Below are 16574 nucleotides of genomic sequence, written 5' to 3' on the forward strand. Positions count from 1 at the left end.
TTGGACCTCTCTTTTACAGCTCATCGAGAAAAGCGGTTAGCGGACTCGAAGCAACGGCATGAGAAACTTGCCCTGCAAGCCCCGCTTCATAAGCCATACGCCCCGACTCTACAGCCATCTTGAAGGCTTTTGCCATAGCAACGGGATCGCTTGCTGCAGCAATCGCCGTGTTAACCAATACTGCATCTGCGCCCATTTCCATTGCTCGCGCAGCATGTGAAGGCGCACCAATCCCCGCATCAACGACAACTGGCACAGTGGCTTGATCGATGATGATTTGTAAAAAGTCATGTGAGGCGATGCCCTTGTTTGAACCGATAGGTGCACCTAACGGCATAACAGCTGCACAGCCAACTTCTTCTAGTCGCTTACACAACACAGGGTCGGCATGGCAATATGGCAAAACAATAAAGCCTTCACAAACCAGTTGTTCTGCTGCAGCTAAAGTTTCAATCGGGTCTGGCATCAAATATTTCGGATCAGGGTGAATCTCCAGTTTGACCCAATTGGTGCCTAACGCTTCACGCGCAAGTTGAGCGGAAAACACTGCATCTTTAGCATTTTTAGCACCAGAAGTGTTCGGTAGCAGATTCACTCCAGCATGAATCAGAGGTCGCAAAATGTCATCTTGCTGATCATTTACGTCAATGCGTTTGAGTGCCATCGTTGCGAGTTGAGAGCCGGAAATCTGAATGGCTTCGGCCATCAAACGGCTATTGGAAAACTTGCCTGTTCCGGTGAACAAGCGCGATTGAAATTCTTTATCACCTATTTTCAGCATCGACATTATCCCCCTGCGATAGCTTGAAACAGAGAGATAGTATCTCCCTCAGAAAGTATCGTGCTTGCCCACTCGCTGCGCGGCACAACTTGATTATTTATGGCAAAAACACAGCCTACTTCCGGTAGAGAAAACTGTGTGATGATTTGCTGCAGATTCACGTTGGACTCGACTTGTTGTGGTTGGTCATTAATAGCGATGACGACCAATTTTCCTTTGCCACATGAAGCGTCAAGTTCAGTGATTGCATCATGTTTTGATGATGTCATAACTAGCTCCTCTCCTAACTCAGTGCTGTGGTTCATGCGCTTCACTGCAAACCTGGCACTCTTGGTCCTTATTGATACTCATGGTTTGCCAGTTAAGACAAATCCCATCAAATAGGTGCAACTGCCCACTAGCGACATGAAACTTATCTGTCGCCAGTTTTTGAATTGCCGCTAAAGCTTGGTAGTTTCCTAATGTTCCAACCACCGGCCCTACAACGCCCATTTCACTGCAGTTCATCCCCTGTTTTAATTCGCCAAATGGATAAAGGCATCGGTAACACCCCGAACTGTGTTTCTCATCTGAGTAATCAAATACAGCAAACTGACCCTGCCAACCAATAGCAGCCGCAGATATCAACGGTGTACTTTGCTCAAAACAGACTTGATTAATCAGCTGCCGAGTGGGCATATTGTCACTACAGTCGAGTACAACATCGGCAAGCATCACTTCCAATTGCAGCTGAGATTTATCCAGACGTTTCGGAATAGTTCTAACTTGAACCAGTGAATTAAGGGCACCTAACTGTTGAGCAGTAGCTTCTGTTTTCATTAGGTTGATATCACGTTCCCGATAAACAACCTGTCGCTGTAAATTGCTGCTATCGACATGGTCATCATCAACAACCACTAACTTACCTACTCCTGCGGCTGCCAAATACAAACCTGCAGCGCTTCCCAGCCCGCCACAGCCAATGATCAAAACATGAGATTGGCTGAGTTTAGCTTGTCCTGATTCACCAATTTCAGTTAGCGCAATTTGACGCTGATAGCGAATGAATTCTTTATCAGTAAGCACTTTCGCCCTCCACTTCCTGCAATGGCTGAACGCTACCCATCAATTGATTGAAAAACTCAATCACCGATTTTGGCGACTCAGATAATGTCATGGCTCTAACCACAGCTAAACTGGATACACCGCATCGCCAAACCTGCTCTGCATTTGATTGATCAATACCGCCAATCGCGACTGTTGGGTAGCCAACTTGCTTTCCATATGGAATGCTATCGATCAGCGTTTGATACAAAGCTAAACGAATCAAACCTTGTGGCTTTGATGGCATTTGCTTAGTCGTAGTCGGAAAGATATGACCCAGTGCGATATAGCTTGGATTGATTTGTACAATTCTCAGCAGTTCATAGTAACCATGTGTTGACAGTCCTAAGTGAATCCCAGCTTCACTTAAATGCAGTAAGTTAGATGCTTCAATATCTTCTTGGCCAAGATGTACTCCGAACGCACCATGCTTAATAGCGAGTTGCCAGTAATCATTAATGAAGACCTGCGCATCATATTGACGTCCCAGTTCAATCGCTCGAATAATCTGTTGTTCGAGATCGGACTGAACGGCATCTTTGATACGCAGTTGTATAGTCTTAATACCCAACGGAAGAAGCCGCTCTATCCAACTGACGTCATCAACAACGGGATAAAGCCCTAAACTGTCTTTATCAAGGCAAGGAAAACCAACCGCTTCGCTTTGCGATGACCAACCCACTTGAATACCCAAGCGAACGTCTTCTATAACGGGAGTTGGAAAATCAACAATGTGAGATGCCCACTCGTGAAGAGTACATGTTTCACCGCTAAACTGTGTTTCACGTGAAACATTGGTCATTGCACGGGCTAATGTCAATGCGTCTTCGATCGGAAAGTCGAGAGCCAACAACGTTACTATCCAAGCTAAGTGATACTCAGCTTGGAAATTCTTTGATGCTGATACATGCACCGATAACGCCCTTACTTCATCACTAATTGGATGACGCCAGATATCAAACACCGTCATGTTGTCGTCTCTGCTTGGTGCTGGAGGAGCCTCCTCAATACCAATAAAAATAGACGAGGAACTTTGCTGATTCGTTTCCTTCAAAGGTAAATCCGATTGGTAGTAAAGCGTAAAATCACCGCTTGACGCTTCATAAAATCCATCAACAAGATCTGTGCCCACACAGACTGTTTTATTTTGGTCTGGAACAAGTTGAATCAAATGAGTTGGGCTAACGCCCAACTCAATCTCTTCAGTACTAAAACCCTGTTCTTTCGCCAATAATAAACATTGCTGAACAAAACCCGTTAGCTCAATTAATGGTGACGGAATAAGGATTTTAGTCATCAGTCATCCACCTCGGCGTGTACAGCTGGGTGATAAAGTTCAGAGCCCGTCGAACGAAATTCTTCAGACTTTCTGCGCATGCCTTCTAGCGGATCATCTAACATCTTGATAGAAATCGCCTGATCAGCAGCAACTTGTTCAGTGTCCTTTGCATACTCTCTGACTTCCTGAGAAATCTTCATCGAACAGAATTTAGGGCCGCACATCGAACAGAAGTGAGCTACTTTCCCAGATTCTTGTGGTAACGTTTCGTCGTGGAAAGCACGCGCCGTGTCTGGGTCTAGTGAGAGGTTAAATTGATCTTCCCAACGGAATTCAAAACGTGCTTTAGATAGCGCATTATCACGAACCTGCGCACCAGGGTGCCCTTTTGCCAAGTCAGCGGCATGTGCAGCCAGCTTGTAGGTGATCATGCCTGTCTTAACATCCTCCTTGTTGGGCAGCCCTAAGTGTTCTTTAGGTGTGACATAACACAACATTGCACAGCCATACCAACCAATCATCGCTGCACCAATACCGGAGGTAATGTGGTCATAGCCAGGTGCAATATCTGTTGTCAGCGGACCCAGCGTGTAAAATGGTGCTTCATGGCAATGTTCCAGCTGTTGATCCATGTTCTCTTTGATCATGTGCATTGGTATATGACCAGGGCCTTCGATAATGACCTGAACGTCATATTCCCAAGCGATCTTAGTCAGTTCACCAAGAGTACGTAATTCAGCAAACTGTGCTTCGTCATTGGCGTCTGCGACTGAGCCAGGACGTAGTCCATCACCTAATGAAAGTGCAACGTCATACTTAGCACAGATCTCACAGATTTCGCGGAAGTGGGTGTAAAGGAAACTCTCCTGATGATGCGCTAAACACCATTTAGCAATGATGGAGCCGCCACGAGAAACGATACCAGTAACACGCTTTGCCGTCATCGGGACATAACGAAGTAACAAACCTGCGTGAATGGTAAAGTAATCCACGCCTTGCTCTGCCTGCTCGATTAAAGTGTCACGCATTACTTCCCAGTTTAGATTTTCCGCAATACCATTTACTTTTTCTAGCGCCTGATACATTGGCACAGTACCAATTGGCACCGGGCTATTACGTAATATCCACTCACGGGTCTCGTGGATGTTACGTCCTGTAGAGAGATCCATAACGGTATCCCCACCCCAGCGCGTGGCCCAGACAAGTTTCTCTACCTCTTCTTCGATTGAAGATGTTACCGACGAATTACCAATGTTCGCGTTCACTTTTACTAAGAAGTTACGCCCGATAATCATTGGTTCCGATTCTGGGTGGTTGATATTTGATGGGATAATGGCACGACCTTCTGCCACTTCTTTACGGACAAACTCAGCTGTGATGTCTTTTGGTAGGTTAGCGCCGAAGCTTTGGCCCGGATGTTGCTGAGTTAATGCCTCATCGCGATATCTAGCGCGCCCCATATTCTCACGTAAAGCGATGAATTCCATTTCCGGCGTGATAATCCCGTTACGTGCGTAATGAAGTTGAGTGACGCAATGTCCCGCCTTAGCACGTCGAATATGAGGTAGATTACCGTAACGCAGTTCATCCAACGTATCATCTTCCAAGCGCTCTTTTGCGTAAACAGAGCTAACATCTTGAAGAACTTCAGTGTCGTTTCTTTCTTCAATCCAACCTGCTCTGAGCTTTGGTAAGCCGCTGAAAAGATCAATAGAGTAATCAGGGTCAGTGTATACACCAGAGGTGTCATAAACGCGTACTGACTCATTTGATTCGAAAATAGGCGCCTCTTTAGAGCCACCGATGAGGCTATCAGCTAAAGAGATCTCACGCATCGGGACACGAATATCCGGGCGTGAACCTTCGACATAGACTTTATTTGAATTTGGGTACGGCTGTACCGAAAGAGTATCTATAAACTGTTTTGCTTCCAGTCTCGCTTGCTTGCGATTCGACATAGCATTTTTCCTTGCTTGTTATGCTAGATAAAAAGTATTGGGATAAAAATGCTTGGCGGATAGATGCGACAAGAGGAGTCGAAATATAGATAGCAAGATAGAATGCTTCGTCTATAACAACAATCGACGTTTTGATAGGTTAGCCAGAACAGATCTGGTGTAGGTATCTTCTCTTGTTCCCTTCGCAGATACTAATCTGATCAGGTTCAACGGATCCCGAATTAACGGTCTCAGCCTTATGGCACTCCGACAAGTGAAATCAGTATATTAAAACGGATTGATTAAACCAATCCGATCAGATGACATTTTGTCATCTTTTACTAGCTACGTATCATTAACTGGAAGCCAATCCATGCAGCTGAAATACTCAATGTAACATTCAAAAGAATGTTTAAGCCCATTTTGAAAAAGGCACCCTGTTGCATTAATAAAACGTTATCCATAGAGAATGTAGAAAAGGTAGTTAGCGCCCCTAAAAACCCTAACCCAATGATTTGTCGCCAAGGATCTGTAGCTAACATCTCGTTTTCAAAAGCGGCGATTAATAGCCCCATAATAAGAGAACCGACAACGTTAACGGTTAGCGTACCATAAGGGAAACCACGACCTAGAAGATACACGCACAGCTCAGAAACAAGATAACGAGAACACGCACCAAATGCTCCACCCACTGCGATAAAGCCTAAAATATAAAGTTGCCCCATAACTCCCCCCAAACTCTTTATGGCGACATTGTAATCAAAATCGACCTAATATCGTTAATACAAACTTTAAATTCAACGAATTTACCTCCCCCTATCGACAAAACATTCAAAAAGTTACAGGAGTCACTTTTTGGTGATTTATACCAATCACAGTAAATAAGTGATCAGAAATAGCGTAGGAAAAAATGCTTGATAACAAGGCAAAAATTTTTGGTAAGTAGTTATTCTACAATCAAAATTTTTAACGACGTTAACGAGTATTTTAGCAAGCTAGAATGATCAGTTATTTACTACGATTGGTATTACATTCAAATTAAATAAAAAAGGCTTGGTCAACGGCGACCAAGCCTTTTCATTAGATGTTGTGTTGTTTTGTATTTATCACTCCAGTCTGCCCGGAGTTCAGTTACTGCGATTAATTATTTTTTCAAAATGCGCTGCATTAAGTTTTCAATTCTAAGAGAGGCACAGAGTTTACGGTAGTAAATGAGCACCTTCGACATCAAAATGAAAATTTATAGTAAGTAATTTAGCCACCTACCGCGATACGCTTCATATCAGTCATGTATCCACGTAGCTCTTCACCAATGTACTCTACTGGATGGTTACGGATCTTCTCGTTAACCGCGATTAGTGTTGCATTATCAACCTGGTTTGAAGTCTCGCCCAGACCTTTACCGATAACATCAGTACCTACTGAAGGCATAAACTTCTCACGTAGCAATGGAGTAGCAACGTTAGCAAACAGGTAGTTACCGTACTCAGCGGTATCTGAGATAACTACGTTCATTTCGTACAGACGCTTACGTGCAATCGTGTTCGCGATTAGTGGTAGCTCGTGCAGAGACTCGTAGTACGCTGACTCATCGATGATGCCAGATGCTGTCATCGCTTCAAATGCAAGCTCAACTCCAGCACGAACCATAGCAATCATCAGGATGCCATTGTCGAAGTATTCTTGCTCAGAAATTTCAACGTCAGTCGCTGGGTAGTTTTCAAATGCTGTTTCACCAGTCTCTTCACGCCAGCCTAATAAGTTTGCGTCATCGTTAGCCCAGTCAGCCATCATTGTACTGGAAAAATGACCAGAAATGATGTCATCCATGTGCTTGTTGTATAACGGACGCATTAAATCTTTCAGCTCTTCAGAAAGTTCAAAGGCTTTGACTTTAGCTGGGTTAGACAGGCGATCCATCATGTGCGTAATACCGCCAAATTTAAGAGCTTCAGTAACCGTCTCCCAACCGTACTGAAGTAGCTTACCTGCATAACCTGGGTCGATACCTTCTGCAACCATCTTTTCGTAACAAACGATAGAGCCAGCTTGCAACATACCACATAGGATAGTTTGCTCACCCATAAGGTCTGATTTCACTTCCGCCACGAAAGATGACTCTAGGCATCCTGCGCGGTGACCACCTGTCGCAGCTGCCCATGCTTTCGCGATTTCTAGACCATCACCTTGAGGGTCATTCTCCGGGTGAACCGCAATTAGGGTTGGAACACCAAAGCCGCGCTTGTATTCTTCACGTACTTCGGTACCAGGACACTTAGGGGCAACCATGACAACCGTTAAGTCTTTACGGATTTGCATGCCTTCTTCAACAACGTTGAAGCCGTGTGAATAACCTAAAGCAGCGCCCTCTTTCATTAGAGGCATTACTGTCTCTACAACGTTAGAGTGCTGTTTATCCGGAGTCAGGTTTACAACGAGATCGGCTTGAGGAATCAGAATCTCGTAACTGCCTACTTCAAAACCGTTGTCTTTTGCGTTTTTAAATGACTGACGTTGCTCGTCAATGGCAGCCTGGCGAAGCGCGTATGATACATCCAGACCAGAATCACGCATATTCAGGCCTTGGTTTAACCCCTGGGCACCACAACCCACGATGACTACCTTTTTACCCTTAAGGTAATCAGCTTCTGAAGCAAACTCACTGCGATCCATAAAACGACAACGACCAAGTTGATCCAATTGCTCACGCAAGTTTAGGGTATTGAAATAGTTAGCCATTAGGGTGCTCCTTTTAAATTCTTCCGTAGAGGTCGGTACTAGTCTTACCGAATGACTTCATACTAAAACAGACATTCCATTGCTTAAAGTGATATATTCACAATTAGTCATTGCGAATTTTGCAACATGGACCTAACGTACATATGAACATAAAAAGCCTGCAACTTTTCATTCATCTATGTGACAGTAAAAGCTTTGCTAAGACTGCAGCAGCAATGCACATTAGCCCCTCAGCGTTAAGCCGACAGATCCAAAAACTGGAAGAAGAAACACGTCAGCAACTGTTTATGCGCGACAATCGCAGTGTAGAACTGACCATACAAGGAAAAAGGCTCGTTCCCGTTGCCCTTAAGATATTAGGAGAGTGGCAACAGTACCAAAGTCATCTTAAAGGCAGCGAAGGGGAGCTAAAAGGAGAGATTCGCTTCTTCTGCTCAGTTACCGCAAGCTACAGCCATCTTCCTGAGCTTATTTCTGAGTTCCGGCTGCAACATCCGTTTATTGAGTTCAAACTGTCTACCGGCGACCCGGCACAAGCCATCGATAAGATTTTAGCCGACGAAGCTGACATTGCTATTTCGGCAATGCCCAACCAATTACCTAATAACATAGCATTTGAGTTGATCAGTGAGGTCCCTTTATCCGTTATTGCACCAGTAGGTGTAAGTACGTTTGCCGAAGAGTTACAAAAAGAAAGTCCTGATTGGTCAGTGATTCCGTTTATCTTGCCGGAAGCAGGTACTGCAAGGGAGAGAGCTGATGTCTGGCTGAAGAAAATGAAAATTAAGCCCAATATCTATGCGCAGACATCGGGGCATGAAGCAATTGTCAGTATGGTAGCATTAGGCTGTGGAGTGGGCATCGCACCTGATGTGGTAATAAATAATAGCCCGGTTAGAGAAAAGATAATCCGACTAAAAGTACTGCCGATTAAACCCTTCGAGTTAGGTGTGTGCTGCACAAAGAGTCAGCTAAGCAACCCATTGGTGAAAGCTTTCTGGGAGGTCGCCGAAAACAAGTACATCGCACCTTAAACAGGTCGAATATTGCTTTCTAGTTGTAATAATTTCCCAGAATACAGAACGCAAAAAAGCCCGCTCAAAGAGCGGGCTTTTCTAACTGCTGTCTTCACCTATAAAAGGTCAAAACCTAAATTTAAAGCCTGGCGATGTCCTACTCTCACATGGGGAAGCCCCACACTACCATCGGCGCTGTTTTGTTTCACTTCTGAGTTCGGAATGGAATCAGGTGGGTCCAAAACGCTATGGCCGCCAAGCAAATTCTTTAATCTGGAAAGCTGTTTTTTAATTCTCGTTCTTACACATTCAATGTTCTTTTATTGAGTCCATCAAAACCCCTTGGGTGTTGTATGGTTAAGCCTCACGGGCAATTAGTACAGGTTAGCTCAACGCCTCACAACGCTTACACACCCTGCCTATCAACGTCGTAGTCTACGACAACCCTTTAGGATACTTAAAGTATCAGGGAGAACTCATCTCAAGGCTTGCTTCCCGCTTAGATGCTTTCAGCGGTTATCAATTCCGAACTTAGCTACCGGGCAATGCGTCTGGCGACACAACCCGAACACCAGAGGTTCGTCCACTCCGGTCCTCTCGTACTAGGAGCAAGCCCCTTTCAATTCTCCAACGCCCACGGCAGATAGGGACCGAACTGTCTCACGACGTTCTAAACCCAGCTCGCGTACCACTTTAAATGGCGAACAGCCATACCCTTGGGACCGACTTCAGCCCCAGGATGTGATGAGCCGACATCGAGGTGCCAAACACCGCCGTCGATATGAACTCTTGGGCGGTATCAGCCTGTTATCCCCGGAGTACCTTTTATCCGTTGAGCGATGGCCCTTCCATTCAGAACCACCGGATCACTATGACCTGCTTTCGCACCTGCTCGAATTGTCATTCTCGCAGTCAAGCGGGCTTATGCCATTGCACTAACCTCACGATGTCCAACCGTGATTAGCCCACCTTCGTGCTCCTCCGTTACTCTTTGGGAGGAGACCGCCCCAGTCAAACTACCCACCAGGCACTGTCCGTAACCCCGATAAGGGGTCAACGTTAGAACATCAACACTACAAGGGTGGTATTTCAAGGACGGCTCCAACGATACTGGCGTACCGTCTTCAAAGCCTCCCACCTATCCTACACATGTAGGGTCAATGTTCAGTGCCAAGCTGTAGTAAAGGTTCACGGGGTCTTTCCGTCTAGCCGCGGGTACACTGCATCTTCACAGCGATTTCAATTTCACTGAGTCTCGGGTGGAGACAGCGTGGCCATCATTACGCCATTCGTGCAGGTCGGAACTTACCCGACAAGGAATTTCGCTACCTTAGGACCGTTATAGTTACGGCCGCCGTTTACCGGGGCTTCGATCAAGAGCTTCGACCGAAGTCTAACCCCATCAATTAACCTTCCGGCACCGGGCAGGCGTCACACCGTATACGTCATCTTACGATTTTGCACAGTGCTGTGTTTTTAATAAACAGTTGCAGCCACCTGGTATCTGCGACTCTCAATAGCTCCATCCGCGAGGGACTTCACCGTCGAGAGCGTACCTTCTCCCGAAGTTACGGTACCATTTTGCCTAGTTCCTTCACCCGAGTTCTCTCAAGCGCCTTGGTATTCTCTACCCGACCACCTGTGTCGGTTTGGGGTACGATTCCTTACAATCTGAAGCTTAGAGGCTTTTCCTGGAAGCATGGCATCAATGACTTCACTACCGTAGTAGCTCGACGTCGTGTCTCAGCCTTAAAAAGAGCCGGATTTACCTAACTCTTAAGCCTACGCACTTGAACCTGGACAACCGTCGCCAGGCCCACCTAGCCTTCTCCGTCCCCCATCGCAATTGTAAGAAGTACGGGAATATTAACCCGTTTCCCATCGACTACGCCTTTCGGCCTCGCCTTAGGGGTCGACTTACCCTGCCCCGATTAACGTTGGACAGGAACCCTTGGTCTTCCGGCGAGGAGGTTTTTCACCCCTTTATCGTTACTCATGTCAGCATTCGCACTTCTGATACGTCCAGCATGCGTTACCACACACCTTCAACCGCTTACAGAACGCTCCCCTACCCAATATACAAAAGTATATTGCCGCAGCTTCGGTTTACTACTTAGCCCCGTTACATCTTCCGCGCAGGCCGACTCGACCAGTGAGCTATTACGCTTTCTTTAAATGATGGCTGCTTCTAAGCCAACATCCTGGCTGTCTGAGCCTTCCCACATCGTTTCCCACTTAGTAGTAATTTGGGACCTTAGCTGGCGGTCTGGGTTGTTTCCCTCTCCACGACGGACGTTAGCACCCGCCGTGTGTCTCCCGGATAGTACTTACTGGTATTCGGAGTTTGCAAAGGGTTGGTAAGTCGGGATGACCCCTAGCCTTAACAGTGCTCTACCCCCAGTAGTATTCGTCCGAGGCGCTACCTAAATAGCTTTCGGGGAGAACCAGCTATCTCCAGGTTTGATTGGCCTTTCACCCTAGCCACAAGTCATCCGCTAATTTTTCAACATTAGTCGGTTCGGTCCTCCAGTTGATGTTACTCAACCTTCAACCTGCCCATGGCTAGATCACCTGGTTTCGGGTCTATATCCAGAGACTAAAACGCCCAGTTAAGACTCGGTTTCCCTACGGCTCCCTAGATATGGTTAACCTTGCCACTGAATATAAGTCGCTGACCCATTATACAAAAGGTACGCAGTCACAGGACAAAGCCTGCTCCTACTGCTTGTACGTACACGGTTTCAGGTTCTATTTCACTCCCCTCACAGGGGTTCTTTTCGCCTTTCCCTCACGGTACTGGTTCACTATCGGTCAGTCAGTAGTATTTAGCCTTGGAGGATGGTCCCCCATATTCAGACAGGATATCACGTGTCCCGCCCTACTCGATTTCACTGAATGTGCGTTGTCAACTACGGGGCTATCACCCTGTATCGCCGGACTTTCCAGACCGTTCGTCTAACGCATATAAAGCTTAAGGGCTAGTCCAATTTCGCTCGCCGCTACTTTCGGAATCTCGGTTGATTTCTTTTCCTCGGGGTACTTAGATGTTTCAGTTCCCCCGGTTCGCCTCGCTGCGCTATGTATTCACGCAGCGATACTAGCTTATGCTAGTGGGTTTCCCCATTCGGAAATCCCAGACTCAAGTGGCTTTTACTGCCTAATCTGGGCTTATCGCAAGTTAATACGTCCTTCATCGCCTCTGACTGCCAAGGCATCCACCGTGTACGCTTAGTCACTTAACCATACAACCCGAAGGAGTTTCGAATTGAAGTTAAACAACCAAAGTTGCTGTCTCATTATTTGAATGAGCGAGACAGCTTTCGATTTTGCCGGACTCAAATTCCAAGAACACTTGAATGTGTTGTTAGTTGTATTCCGTTAGGAATACTTTGAGAACTTTACAAATAATCTTAAAGATTATTTTGTCAGCTTTCCAAATTGTTAAAGAGCTATGTTTCTTCACGAGGAAGTACATTTTCTAAAGACTTTCGGCGTCAAAAATTCCAACCAGTATCAATTGCTTGCTCTGGTTTGGACATTATATTCCAAAAATACTTAGAGAATGGTGGGCGATACCGGGCTCGAACCAGTGACCCCCTGCTTGTAAGGCAGGTGCTCTCCCAACTGAGCTAATCGCCCACATAAGTTTTTTTGATTCTTCGTGGAGAAGAATGGTGGGTCGTGCAGGATTCGAACCTGCGACCAATTGATTAAAAGTCAACTGCTCTACCAACTGAGCTAACGACCCAATGGTATCCCGTAGGGGAGTCGAACCCCTGTTACCGCCGTGAAAGGGCGGTGTCCTAGGCCTCTAGACGAACGGGACACTAAGTGAACATCTTGGGGGATGTTCTATCTCTTAAACTTCATAAACCATATCAATCTGTGTGGACACTCATCGTGAGTAATCATCGTATAAGGAGGTGATCCAGCGCCAGGTTCCCCTAGCGCTACCTTGTTACGACTTCACCCCAGTCATGAACCACAAAGTGGTAAGCGTCCCCCGAAGGTTAAACTACCTACTTCTTTTGCAGCCCACTCCCATGGTGTGACGGGCGGTGTGTACAAGGCCCGGGAACGTATTCACCGTGGCATTCTGATCCACGATTACTAGCGATTCCGACTTCATGGAGTCGAGTTGCAGACTCCAATCCGGACTACGACGCACTTTTTGGGATTCGCTCACTTTCGCAAGTTGGCCGCCCTCTGTATGCGCCATTGTAGCACGTGTGTAGCCCTACTCGTAAGGGCCATGATGACTTGACGTCGTCCCCACCTTCCTCCGGTTTATCACCGGCAGTCTCCCTGGAGTTCCCGACATTACTCGCTGGCAAACAAGGATAAGGGTTGCGCTCGTTGCGGGACTTAACCCAACATTTCACAACACGAGCTGACGACAGCCATGCAGCACCTGTCTCAGAGTTCCCGAAGGCACCAATCCATCTCTGGAAAGTTCTCTGGATGTCAAGAGTAGGTAAGGTTCTTCGCGTTGCATCGAATTAAACCACATGCTCCACCGCTTGTGCGGGCCCCCGTCAATTCATTTGAGTTTTAATCTTGCGACCGTACTCCCCAGGCGGTCTACTTAACGCGTTAGCTCCGAAAGCCACGGCTCAAGGCCACAACCTCCAAGTAGACATCGTTTACGGCGTGGACTACCAGGGTATCTCCAATCCTGTTTGCTCCCCACGCTTTCGCATCTGAGTGTCAGTATCTGTCCAGGGGGCCGCCTTCGCCACCGGTATTCCTTCAGATCTCTACGCATTTCACCGCTACACCTGAAATTCTACCCCCTCTACAGTACTCTAGTCTGCCAGTTTCAAATGCAATTCCGAGGTTGAGCCCCGGGCTTTCACATCTGACTTAACAAACCACCTGCATGCGCTTTACGCCCAGTAATTCCGATTAACGCTCGCACCCTCCGTATTACCGCGGCTGCTGGCACGGAGTTAGCCGGTGCTTCTTCTGTCGCTAACGTCAAATAATGCAGCTATTAACTACACTACCTTCCTCACGACTGAAAGTGCTTTACAACCCGAAGGCCTTCTTCACACACGCGGCATGGCTGCATCAGGCTTGCGCCCATTGTGCAATATTCCCCACTGCTGCCTCCCGTAGGAGTCTGGACCGTGTCTCAGTTCCAGTGTGGCTGATCATCCTCTCAGACCAGCTAGGCTAGGGGATCGTCGCCTTGGTGAGCCCTTACCTCACCAACTAGCTAATCCCACCTAGGCATATCCTGACGCGAGAGGCCCGAAGGTCCCCCTCTTTGGCCCGTAGGCATCATGCGGTATTAGCCATCGTTTCCAATGGTTATCCCCCACATCAGGGCAATTTCCTAGGCATTACTCACCCGTCCGCCGCTCGACGCCGTTATCGTCCCCGAAGGTTCAGATAACTCGTTTCCGCTCGACTTGCATGTGTTAGGCCTGCCGCCAGCGTTCAATCTGAGCCATGATCAAACTCTTCAATTTAAGATTTTGTTCGGCTCAATGAATACTGACTTCAAAACTACAAAAGTAATTTTAAAGCTATTATCGTTCCAACAGAACGATAATGAATTGACTGTGCTGAATCCGAAGATTCAATGGTCACTTCGTATCATTGAAACCTAATTTGAAACCGAAGTTTCGAATTGGATTATCATCAACGAGTGCCCACACAGATTGATAGGTCTATATTGTTAAAGAGCTTTCCTGCTGAGCTTTGCTCAAACAGGACGGCCATTTTAGCGAGATAAAGTTTAGTGTCAAACACTTTTTTCAAACTTTCTTTCAGCGTTTCCGCTTAGCTAATTTGGCTTGCTAACTCAGCTTCATCTCTTTCGAAGCGTTGCCGTGTCAGCGAGGTGGCATTATAGGGATTGCGATCACATTGGCAACCCCTTTTTTAAGTTTTTTTTGATTTTTCTATCGTTTGGGTGTTTTTTATTCTAAAAGGCAAGTTTTCACTACTCTTCTATCAAGACATCCTCTTCAATCGCCCCTAATAAGGAGAAAAAATGAGTTCAATAAGAAGTTATAAAGGCATCCAACCGCAACTTGGCGAGCGAGTTTACGTCGATTCAACGTCTGTTTTAGTTGGAGACATTATCATCGGGGACGATTCTAGCATTTGGCCTTTAGTTGCAGCGCGCGGGGATGTTAATCATATCCACATCGGAAAGCGCACAAATATCCAGGATGGCAGCGTTTTACACGTTACACATAAGAATCAAGAAAATCCTAATGGCTACCCATTGGTTATTGGTAATGATGTCACTATTGGACATAAGGTAATGCTGCATGGTTGTGAGATTCACGATCGAGTATTGGTAGGGATGGGAGCAATTGTTCTCGACGGTGTGGTAATTCAGTCAGAAGTAATGATTGGCGCTGGTAGTTTGGTGCCACCAGGAAAAGTATTGGAAAGTGGTTACCTCTATGTAGGCAGCCCGGTTAAGCAAGCACGCCCTCTGTCAGAGAAAGAGCGCGCCTTTTTGCAAAAGTCTTCTGATAACTATGTACAGAACAAAAATGACTACTTAAATGAAGTTGAAGTTATTAGTTAATTGTTCGTTATTCTACTTATTCAATAACAATGTGGCCTTCTTCATCGAAGGCTTCATCTTCTATCAGTTCTTCAGCAATTTCTTCTAGATCAAACCGGCAGGCGACAAACACTTCTACTGCTTGTTGCTCGCTTTTAATATCCGAACCACTGATTTTGACTAACTTCTGTTTTGTTACGTAGCATTCTATCAGAGCTCCCGACTGCTGCGCAGGAAAGCGTACCGATTGCGAAGGCTCGTCCCACGACTGCATGTCAGGAAATAAAATAGATTGATTCATCGGTTACTGACCTTCAAGGTTTTTTCTTAATTCACGTAAGATCTGTTTGGCGCCAGGACGCAAGCCACGCCACAACATAAAACTTTCAGATGCCTGGCTGACCAACATTCCTAAACCATCATAAGCTTGAGCAGCGCCATGCTCCTTAGCCCAATGGTTAAACTTAGTATCGCCACTTCCATACATCATGTCATAGCTGACACTATCAGGCGCGAAAATAGCTGGCGATATTTCAGGAAGATCACCACTCAGCGACGCGGAAGTAGAGTTGATAATGACGTCATATTCTTCATTAATGGCGCTCATCTCTTTCGCTGTCACCGCTCCATACGCAGCGAACAGCTCCGCCAACTCTTCTGCTTTGGAAAAAGTTCTATTGGTGACCGTCAGAGTAACGGGCTTTTGCTCAAGTAACGGAAGAATTACACCACGAGAAGCACCACCAGCACCTATGATAAGGATACGGGCACCTTCTAAAGCCACTTGATGCTGGAGCAAGTCTTGTACCAAGCCAGCCCCGTCCGTGTTGTCACCTATGATCTCACCGTCATCAAGTTTTTTTAGCGTATTCACGGCACCAGCCAATTGCGCGCGTTCAGTCAAACGACTGGCAAATTGATAAGCCTCTTCTTTGAAAGGTAAGGTCACGTTACATCCTTTGCCACCTTCAGCAAAAAACATGGTCACCGCCTCGATAAACCCACCAACTGGCGCACATTCAGCCGTATAAGTCAGTGACTGATTAGTTTGGCGAGCAAAGAGTGTATGGATAAATGGCGACTTACTATGCCCGATAGGATTACCAAACACGGCGTAGCGATCAATTTGCTGAGTCATTTCCTTACCTTTATTCCTTACCTAAATACAGAGAAAAACAGGGCCATCTGATTAAAGATGACCCTATCACTA

The 16574-nt window shown here is 46.3% G+C and carries 11 protein-coding genes, 3 tRNA genes, 3 rRNA genes and 1 riboswitch; of the genes, 2 read left to right on the forward strand and 15 right to left on the reverse strand.

The annotated features are described in order from the left end of the window. Positions 1–13: 13 nt before the first annotated feature. From KHN79_RS13815 to ilvC, 7 genes are all read right to left on the reverse strand, one after another. Positions 14–781: a thiazole synthase gene (locus KHN79_RS13815; protein WP_182011658.1), complete on the reverse strand. Its 768-nt coding sequence runs from the start codon at positions 779–781 to the stop codon at positions 14–16. Between the two features lie 5 nt (positions 782–786). Then, positions 787–1050 (reverse strand): sulfur carrier protein ThiS, encoded by a 264-nt coding sequence (gene thiS, locus KHN79_RS13820; RefSeq protein WP_182011657.1) that lies wholly within the window; start codon positions 1048–1050, stop codon positions 787–789. Between the two features lie 19 nt (positions 1051–1069). After that, complete coding sequence (gene thiF / locus KHN79_RS13825; protein ID WP_182011656.1) at positions 1070–1846, reverse strand: thiazole biosynthesis adenylyltransferase ThiF; 777 nt, start codon at positions 1844–1846, stop codon at positions 1070–1072. Further along, the gene (locus KHN79_RS13830; RefSeq protein ID WP_182011655.1) at positions 1836–3161 is read right to left on the reverse strand and encodes a thiamine phosphate synthase; all 1326 of its coding nucleotides are present in this window, start codon (positions 3159–3161) and stop codon (positions 1836–1838) included. Before KHN79_RS13830 ends, thiF begins: the two co-directional genes overlap by 11 nt. Beyond that, entirely contained in the window at positions 3161–5101 is a 1941-nt protein-coding gene (gene thiC / locus KHN79_RS13835; protein ID WP_182011654.1) for a phosphomethylpyrimidine synthase ThiC, read from the reverse strand. The genes KHN79_RS13830 and thiC overlap by 1 nt, the downstream gene beginning before the upstream one ends. Before the next feature lie 160 nt (positions 5102–5261). Next, positions 5262–5360, reverse strand: a riboswitch (TPP riboswitch). 61 nt (positions 5361–5421) lie between these two features. Further along, positions 5422–5805 (reverse strand): fluoride efflux transporter CrcB, encoded by a 384-nt coding sequence (crcB, locus tag KHN79_RS13840; RefSeq protein WP_182011653.1) that lies wholly within the window; start codon positions 5803–5805, stop codon positions 5422–5424. Positions 5806–6334: 529 nt separating this feature from the next. Next, positions 6335–7819 (reverse strand): ketol-acid reductoisomerase, encoded by a 1485-nt coding sequence (gene ilvC, locus KHN79_RS13845; RefSeq protein ID WP_182010765.1) that lies wholly within the window; start codon positions 7817–7819, stop codon positions 6335–6337. Between the two features lie 143 nt (positions 7820–7962). On the opposite strand from ilvC, the gene ilvY reads away from it, so the two are divergent. Continuing rightward, positions 7963–8853 carry an HTH-type transcriptional activator IlvY gene (gene ilvY / locus KHN79_RS13850; protein ID WP_182010764.1) on the forward strand — a complete coding sequence of 297 codons (891 nt, stop codon included), beginning with the start codon at positions 7963–7965 and terminating at the stop codon, positions 8851–8853. A gap of 126 nt (positions 8854–8979) precedes the next feature. Here ilvY and rrf read toward each other — a convergent pair. From rrf to KHN79_RS13880, 6 genes are all read right to left on the reverse strand, one after another. Further along, positions 8980–9095, reverse strand: a 5S ribosomal RNA gene (gene rrf, locus KHN79_RS13855). 93 nt (positions 9096–9188) lie between these two features. Next, positions 9189–12077, reverse strand: a 23S ribosomal RNA gene (locus tag KHN79_RS13860). A gap of 321 nt (positions 12078–12398) precedes the next feature. Beyond that, a tRNA-Val gene (locus KHN79_RS13865) sits at positions 12399–12474 on the reverse strand. Between the two features lie 33 nt (positions 12475–12507). Continuing rightward, positions 12508–12583: transfer RNA gene (locus KHN79_RS13870), tRNA-Lys, on the reverse strand. A gap of 2 nt (positions 12584–12585) precedes the next feature. After that, positions 12586–12661, reverse strand: a tRNA-Glu gene (locus KHN79_RS13875). A gap of 90 nt (positions 12662–12751) precedes the next feature. Next, a 16S ribosomal RNA gene (locus tag KHN79_RS13880) occupies positions 12752–14309 on the reverse strand. Together the 16S, 23S and 5S rRNA genes with 3 tRNA genes alongside form the textbook arrangement of a ribosomal RNA operon. A gap of 527 nt (positions 14310–14836) precedes the next feature. Here KHN79_RS13880 and KHN79_RS13885 point away from each other — a divergent pair. Beyond that, on the forward strand, positions 14837–15385 hold the full coding sequence (locus tag KHN79_RS13885; RefSeq protein WP_182011321.1) for a gamma carbonic anhydrase family protein: 549 nt from the start codon (positions 14837–14839) through the stop codon (positions 15383–15385). Between the two features lie 16 nt (positions 15386–15401). On the opposite strand, the gene KHN79_RS13890 is transcribed toward KHN79_RS13885, so the two are convergent. Next, positions 15402–15665: a DUF1488 domain-containing protein gene (locus KHN79_RS13890; protein WP_182011320.1), complete on the reverse strand. Its 264-nt coding sequence runs from the start codon at positions 15663–15665 to the stop codon at positions 15402–15404. Between the two features lie 3 nt (positions 15666–15668). Beyond that, the gene (gene aroE, locus KHN79_RS13895) at positions 15669–16502 is read right to left on the reverse strand and encodes a shikimate dehydrogenase (protein WP_182011319.1); all 834 of its coding nucleotides are present in this window, start codon (positions 16500–16502) and stop codon (positions 15669–15671) included. Between the last annotated feature and the right edge of the window lie 72 nt (positions 16503–16574).

Origin of the sequence: Vibrio sp. B1FLJ16 (genome assembly GCF_905175385.1) — a bacterium.
GTDB lineage: Bacteria > Pseudomonadota > Gammaproteobacteria > Enterobacterales > Vibrionaceae > Vibrio.